We start from the raw sequence: 6,519 nt of genomic DNA on the forward strand, positions 1-6,519 counted from the left end.
TCGCGCAATCCGTTACACGATTGCATAAAACGGACGTTTTGATATAAGAATGGGACATGCGCGATCCCGATCAAAAAAATGTCCAGCGTATTGGCTTCGTTCTTATCCCGAACTTTGCTTTGATGTCCTATGCCTCAGCAGCCGAGCCATTGCGCGCAGCCAATCTGATTGCCGGCACGGATCTTTATGACGCTGTTCCCCTATCCTTCGGTGGCGAGGCGGTAAGAAGTTCGTCTGGCATCACTGTGGAGTGCCAGCCGCTGATGAGCCTCGGTGAAGGGTGCAACACGATTTTTGTCTGTGCAGGTGGGGCGCCGCAGGACTGGGATTTATCGGAAGGTTCACTTGCGCTTTTGCGCCGTCTTGCACGGCAGGGTGTCAGGATCGGCGGCATTTCCAGCGGCGCCTATGTTCTGGCGGCGGCAGGCTTGCTCGATCATCGCGACTTCACCATTCACTGGGAACATGCGCCCGTGCTGCGAGAAGCCTTCAACCATCTGGCGCCGCGGCAGGCGCGCTTCGTGTTCGATGGCGACCGGATCACCTGTGCGGGCGGGGTTGCGCCGCTCGATATGATGCATGCGATGATTTCACAGCGCATGGGCGCCCATTTTGCAAGGCGTGTCAGCGATTGGTACCTGCATACAGCGGTGGCCGAACCGGGTGCGCCGCAGCGTGGCTCGATCGCCCAACGCTATGGCACCCATCATCCCGCCTTGCTCACCGTGCTGGAGAAGATGGAGGCGACGATTGAGAACCCGCTCGATCGCAACACCATGGCGAAACTTGCCAGAACCAGCATACGCCACCTCGACCGACTTTTCGCCGATCAACTTGGGGCGTCATTTCTGGAAACCTATCGTGCCATCAGGCTTGATCACGCCCGAAGACTGCTGGAACAAAGTCCACTGTCCATAGCGGAAGTGGCCTTCGCCACCGGGTTTTCCAGCGCGGGTCACTTTTCAGGGAGCTTCAAGGCTCATTTTGGAAAGACGCCGGGCGCTGTCCGACAAAGATTTGCTGCGAATTAAAATCTTCTTCCTTTAAAGAAGAGTGACCATACCGTGCCGGAGGCTCCATGGCGAAACAATCCATCAGTATAGAAGCCGCGCAACAGGTCCTGACGCAGGATCCGCATGCCGTTCGCGAACCGAGGGTCAACAATCTGGAGATGGCCATTGGTCACGAGGTGAGAGCCTATCGCAAGAAACTTGGCATCACCGTCACCGACCTTGCTTCCGCGACCGGCGTGTCGGTTGGCATGTTGTCGAAGATCGAGAACGGTAACATCTCGCCGTCGCTGACGACATTGCAGACGCTCTCCAAGGCGCTGGGCGTGCCGATCACTGCCTTCTTCCGAGGTTTTGAGGAGCCGCGCAGCGCCACCTTCGTCAAGGCCGGGCAAGGCGTCAATATCGACCGCAGAGGCACGCGCGCAGGCCACCAGTACAGCCTGCTAGGGCATATCGACAACAACACCAGCGGGGTGACGGTCGAACCCTATCTCATCACGCTCACGACCGATTCCGACGTTTTTCCCACCTTCCAGCACGAGGGCATGGAGTTTCTCTACATGCTGGAGGGCGAGGTCGTCTATCGCCACGGAGAGCAGCTTTTTACCATGCAGGCGGGGGATAGCCTGTTTTTCGATGCCGATGCGCCGCACGGACCAGAGGTGTTGGTGCAGCTTCCCGCACGCTACCTGTCGATCATCTCCTACCCTCAACGACGAGTGACGGGCGATTGATAAATTGCTTTAAAGGAAAAAAATATTCCTCATAGTTGACGTCGTGAAATTTCGTGTGATACGCCTTTGTTCACAAACGAACGGAGGTGCCTGTCGATGTGCGGCATTGTTGGACTATTCCTGAAAGACAAAAGCCTGGAACCGCAGTTGGGTCAGCTGCTCTCTGACATGCTGATCACCATGACCGATCGTGGACCGGACTCGGCAGGTATCGCGATCTACGGTGGCGCTGCCGCAGGACGCGCCAAGGTAACGATTCAGTCCGCCGATCCTGATGCAGACTTTACAGGACTTGCAGAGGCGCTGAAGGAAAAGGGCGTTGCGGCTGCGGTGACCGTCAAGAGCACGCACGCGGTTCTGGACATCCCGGCGGACAAGCTTGATGGCATCCGTGCCGTTCTTTCCGCTCTCCGCCCCAATGTCCGCGTCATGGGCTCCGGTGACAGCGTCGAGATTTACAAGGAAACCGGCCTGCCGAAGGATGTGGTGGCCCGCTTCGACGTGCGCTCCATGGCTGGCACCCATGGCATCGGCCACACCCGCATGGCAACGGAATCGGCGGTGACGACGCTTGGCGCGCATCCCTTCTCCACCGGCTCGGATCAGTGCCTCGTGCATAATGGTTCGCTCTCCAACCATAACAATCTGCGCCGCGAACTGGTTCGTGAAGGGATGAGTTTCGAAACCCAGAACGACTCAGAAGTGGCTGCTGCTTACCTCACGGCAGAAATGGCCAAGGGGAAGGATCTGGGTGAGGCGCTGACCGGTGCACTCGACGATCTCGACGGCTTCTTCACCTTCGTTGTCGGCACGAAGTCCGGTTTCGGCGTCGTGCGCGATCCGATTGCCTGCAAACCCGCTGTCATGGCCGAAACCGATCAATATGTCGCTTTCGGCTCGGAGTATCGTGCCTTGGTCAATCTGCCGGGCATTGAGACCGCCCGCGTCTGGGAGCCGGAGCCTGCGACCGTCTACTTCTGGGATCACGAAAAAGCAGCCTGATGCCGCTCTCGGCCTATCCGTGTGAAAGTCATATCCATGCCAGTCTTCGATCTCTCTCATACGCCGCTGCGTGACCTCAACAAGGCGCTGCACGGCCTTTCAGCTGGTGTAAACGACACCGAATTTGAAGTCGTCAATCCGCGCGGCCATCACGCCGTTGCCGTCGGCATCGACAGTCCCGTAACCGTCGATGTGCATGGTTCGGTCGGCTATTATTGCGCCGGGATGAATGATGGTGGCACCGTCACCGTTCACGGCTCCGCCGGTCCCGGTGTCGCCGAAAACATGATGTCCGGTACCGTCGTCATTGAAGGGGATGCCTCTCAATATGCGGGTGCTACCGGTCGCGGCGGGCTTCTCGTCATCAAGGGCAATGCCGCCTCCCGTTGCGGGATTTCGATGAAAGGCATCGATATCGTCGTGCAGGGCAATATCGGCCATATGTCGGCCTTCATGGGCCAGTCCGGCCATCTCGTCGTCTGCGGCGATGCGGGCGATGCACTGGGCGACAGTCTTTACGAGGCAAAGCTTTTCGTGCGCGGCTCGGTCAAGAGCCTCGGCGCCGACTGCATCGAAAAGGAAATGCGGCCCGAGCATCTGGAAAAGCTGGCGGAGCTTCTCGACAAGGCCGGCATCACCGATGTCAAGCCGGGCGAGTTCAAGCGCTACGGCTCTGCCCGCACGCTCTACACCTTCAACATCGACAACGCCGATGCATATTGAGGCAGGGATTTACCGATGAGCTATCACAACCCATTCACCCCGCCGCGCAAGTCCGCAACCTTCGACGACCATACGCTGGCAGAAATCCGCCGCGCTGCGGCAACCGGCATTTACGACATTCGCGGGGCGGGCACCAAGCGCAAGGTTCCGCATTTTGACGACCTGCTGTTTCTTGGTGCTTCCATTTCGCGCTATCCGCTCGAAGGCTATCGCGAGAAATGCGATACGAGCGTCACGCTTGGAACCCGATTTGCCAAGAAGCCGATTACGCTCAAAACGCCGATCACGATTGCGGGCATGAGCTTCGGCGCGCTGTCCGGAAATGCCAAGGAGGCTCTTGGCCGTGGCGCCACGATTGCCGGCACCTCCACGACGACAGGCGATGGCGGCATGACGGATGAGGAGCGCGGCCACAGCCAGACCCTCGTCTACCAGTATCTGCCCTCGCGTTATGGCATGAACCCGAAGGATCTGCGCCGTGCCGACGCCATCGAGGTGGTCGTAGGTCAGGGCGCCAAGCCCGGCGGTGGCGGCATGCTGCTCGGCCAGAAGATTTCCGACCGCGTTGCCACTATGCGCAATCTGCCGAAGGGCATCGATCAACGCTCGGCCTGCCGCCATCCCGACTGGACCGGCCCGGATGATTTGGAAATCAAGATCCTCGAACTGCGTGAAATCACCGACTGGGAAAAGCCGATCTATATCAAGGTCGGTGGCGCGCGCCCCTATTACGACACGGCGCTCGCGGTAAAGGCCGGTGCCGATGTGGTGGTGCTGGACGGTATGCAGGGCGGCACAGCTGCAACGCAGGACGTCTTCATCGAAAATGTCGGCATGCCAACGCTCGCCTGCATTCGCCCCGCAGTCCAGGCCCTTCAGGATCTCGGCATGCATCGCAAGGTGCAATTGATTGTATCGGGCGGCATTCGCTCCGGCGCCGATGTGGCGAAGGCTCTGGCGCTTGGCGCGGATGCAGTAGCGATTGGTACCGCGGCACTCGTGGCGCTTGGCGATAACGACCCGAAATGGGAAGAGGAATACCAGAAGCTAGGCACCACCGCTGGCGCTTATGATGACTGGCACGAAGGCAAAGACCCGGCTGGCATCACGACGCAGGATCCGGAGCTTGCCGCGCGTCTCGACCCGGTCGCCGCCGGTCGTCGCCTTGCCAATTATTTGAAGGTGATGACGCTTGAAGCGCAGACTATCGCGCGCGCCTGCGGCAAGAACCACCTCCACAATCTGGAGCCGGAAGATCTCGTGGCGTTGACCATGGAGGCCGCAGCCATGGCGCAGGTTCCGCTGGCGGGAACGAACTGGTTCCCCGGCAAAGGTGGCTTCTGAAAAAGCATGCATTAAGGACGGGCGCGTTTGGGAGGATGCGGCCGTCTTTCTAAATCAAGTGTCTGATACCAAAAAAAGGGGAATGACGTGACACTGGACCTCTCCGCATATGCAGCCGAAAAGGGCATCAAATATTTTATGATCAGTTACACCGATCTCTTCGGTGGGCAGCGCGCGAAGCTGGTGCCTGCCGAAGCGATCGCTGACATGCAAAAGGATGGCGCTGGCTTTGCAGGCTTTGCCACCTGGTTCGATTTGACACCCGCTCATCCTGATCTTTTTGCCGTGCCGGATGCTTCCTCGGTCATCCAGCTCCCATGGAAGAAGGATGTCGCCTGGGTTGCCGCCGATTGCGTGATGGAAGACCAGCCGGTCGAACAGGCGCCGCGTGTGGTCTTGAAGAAACTGGTTGCCGAAGCCGCAAGCGAGGGCTTGCGAGTGAAGACCGGTGTCGAGCCGGAATTCTTCCTGATTTCCGCCGACGGCAGCAAGATTTCCGACGAATATGATACCGCCGAAAAGCCCTGCTACGATCAGCAGGCGGTGATGCGTCGTTACGATGTGATTGCCGAAATTTGCGACTACATGCTGGAGCTGGGTTGGAAGCCGTACCAGAACGACCATGAAGACGCGAACGGCCAGTTTGAAATGAACTGGGAATATGACGACGCGCTTCAAACGGCCGACAAGCATTCCTTTTTCAAATTCATGGTCAAATCCGTTGCAGAAAAGCATGGGTTTCGCGCCACCTTCATGCCGAAGCCGTTCAAGGGCCTGACCGGCAATGGCTGCCATGCGCATATTTCCGTGTGGGATCTGGACGGCAAGGTTAATGCCTTTGCTGACAAGGCAATGCCGTTCGGCCTTTCCGCCAAGGGCAAGACCTTTCTTGGCGGTATCATGAAACATGCCTCCGCGCTGGCGGCTGTCACCAATCCGACCGTCAATTCCTACAAGCGCATCAATGCACCGCGCACCATATCCGGCGCCACATGGGCACCCAACACGGTGACATGGACTGGCAACAACCGCACCCATATGGTGCGCGTGCCGGGGCCCGGGCGGTTCGAGCTTCGTCTGCCGGACGGTGCGGTGAACCCCTATCTGCTTCAGGCCATCATAATCGCAGCCGGCCTTTCCGGCGTTCGTGCTCAGGCCGATCCAGGTCCACATCACGATATCGACATGTATCGCGAAGGCCATACGGTCACCAATGCGCCGAAACTGCCGCTCAATCTTCTCGATGCGTTGCGCGAATATGAGAAAGATGAGGCGCTGCAGCAGTCGCTCGGCGTCGAGTTCTCCAAGGCCTATTTGAAGCTCAAGCATGGTGAGTGGAACAGCTACTGCTCGCAGTTCACCGCCTGGGAGCACCAGACCACGCTCGACGTTTGACAACGTTCCCCGCCGCCTTGCGGTTTTTCCCGCGCTTCTTGCATAGCGCGGGTTTTTTCCATCGTTGACAGAGAGGGCGCCGGATGACGACCTATGTATTGACCGTAGCTTGCAAATCCACACGCGGCATCGTCGCGGCCATCTCGGGTTATCTTGCGGACAAGGGTTGCAACATCGTCGACTCTTCGCAATTCGACGACCTCGAAACCGGCAAGTTCTTCATGCGCGTCTCCTTCATTTCGGAAGAGGGCGTGTCGCTTTCAGACATCAAGGAAGGCTTCAAGCCGGTTGCCGAGCGCTTCAAGATG

Annotated in this window: 7 protein-coding genes; all 7 read left to right on the forward strand. The window is 58.5% G+C overall.

The features are described 5' to 3' along the window. The first annotated feature begins 56 nt into the window (after nucleotides 1–56). Complete coding sequence (locus PVA19_RS07435) at nucleotides 57–1,031, forward strand: GlxA family transcriptional regulator (protein WP_274101821.1); 975 nt, start codon at nucleotides 57–59, stop codon at nucleotides 1,029–1,031. A 47-nt stretch (nucleotides 1,032–1,078) separates the two neighbouring features. Next, nucleotides 1,079–1,747, forward strand: coding sequence for a helix-turn-helix domain-containing protein (locus PVA19_RS07440; RefSeq protein ID WP_194286683.1), 669 nt, complete (start codon nucleotides 1,079–1,081; stop codon nucleotides 1,745–1,747). 96 nt (nucleotides 1,748–1,843) lie between these two features. After that, nucleotides 1,844–2,749 carry a class II glutamine amidotransferase gene (locus tag PVA19_RS07445; RefSeq protein ID WP_112359871.1) on the forward strand — a complete coding sequence of 302 codons (906 nt, stop codon included), beginning with the start codon at nucleotides 1,844–1,846 and terminating at the stop codon, nucleotides 2,747–2,749. 36 nt (nucleotides 2,750–2,785) lie between these two features. Next, the gene (locus PVA19_RS07450; RefSeq protein WP_062600407.1) at nucleotides 2,786–3,472 is read left to right on the forward strand and encodes a GXGXG domain-containing protein; all 687 of its coding nucleotides are present in this window, start codon (nucleotides 2,786–2,788) and stop codon (nucleotides 3,470–3,472) included. Nucleotides 3,473–3,487: 15 nt separating this feature from the next. Then, entirely contained in the window at nucleotides 3,488–4,816 is a 1,329-nt protein-coding gene (locus tag PVA19_RS07455) for an FMN-binding glutamate synthase family protein (protein ID WP_062600408.1), read from the forward strand. Nucleotides 4,817–4,903: 87 nt separating this feature from the next. Beyond that, nucleotides 4,904–6,211 carry a type III glutamate--ammonia ligase gene (glnT, locus tag PVA19_RS07460; protein ID WP_274101822.1) on the forward strand — a complete coding sequence of 436 codons (1,308 nt, stop codon included), beginning with the start codon at nucleotides 4,904–4,906 and terminating at the stop codon, nucleotides 6,209–6,211. Nucleotides 6,212–6,294: 83 nt separating this feature from the next. Then, a partial coding sequence (locus PVA19_RS07465; protein WP_337993146.1) for an ACT domain-containing protein occupies nucleotides 6,295–6,519 on the forward strand: 225 nt, incomplete at its 3' end.

Origin of the sequence: Agrobacterium sp. CNPSo 3708, from assembly GCF_028674915.1 — a bacterium.
In the GTDB taxonomy this organism is placed as follows: domain Bacteria; phylum Pseudomonadota; class Alphaproteobacteria; order Rhizobiales; family Rhizobiaceae; genus Agrobacterium; species Agrobacterium cavarae.

Excerpts from the sequence above, each read along its gene's own strand:
- PVA19_RS07450 (WP_062600407.1), top strand. The coding sequence starts at position 2,786 with ATGCCAGTCTTCGATCTCTCTCATACGCCGCTGCGTGACCTCAACAAG.
- PVA19_RS07455 (WP_062600408.1), top strand. The coding sequence starts at position 3,488 with ATGAGCTATCACAACCCATTCACCCCGCCGCGCAAGTCCGCAACCTTC.
- PVA19_RS07440 (WP_194286683.1), top strand. The coding sequence starts at position 1,079 with ATGGCGAAACAATCCATCAGTATAGAAGCCGCGCAACAGGTCCTGACG.
- PVA19_RS07435 (WP_274101821.1), top strand. The coding sequence starts at position 57 with ATGCGCGATCCCGATCAAAAAAATGTCCAGCGTATTGGCTTCGTTCTT.
- PVA19_RS07445 (WP_112359871.1), top strand. The coding sequence starts at position 1,844 with ATGTGCGGCATTGTTGGACTATTCCTGAAAGACAAAAGCCTGGAACCG.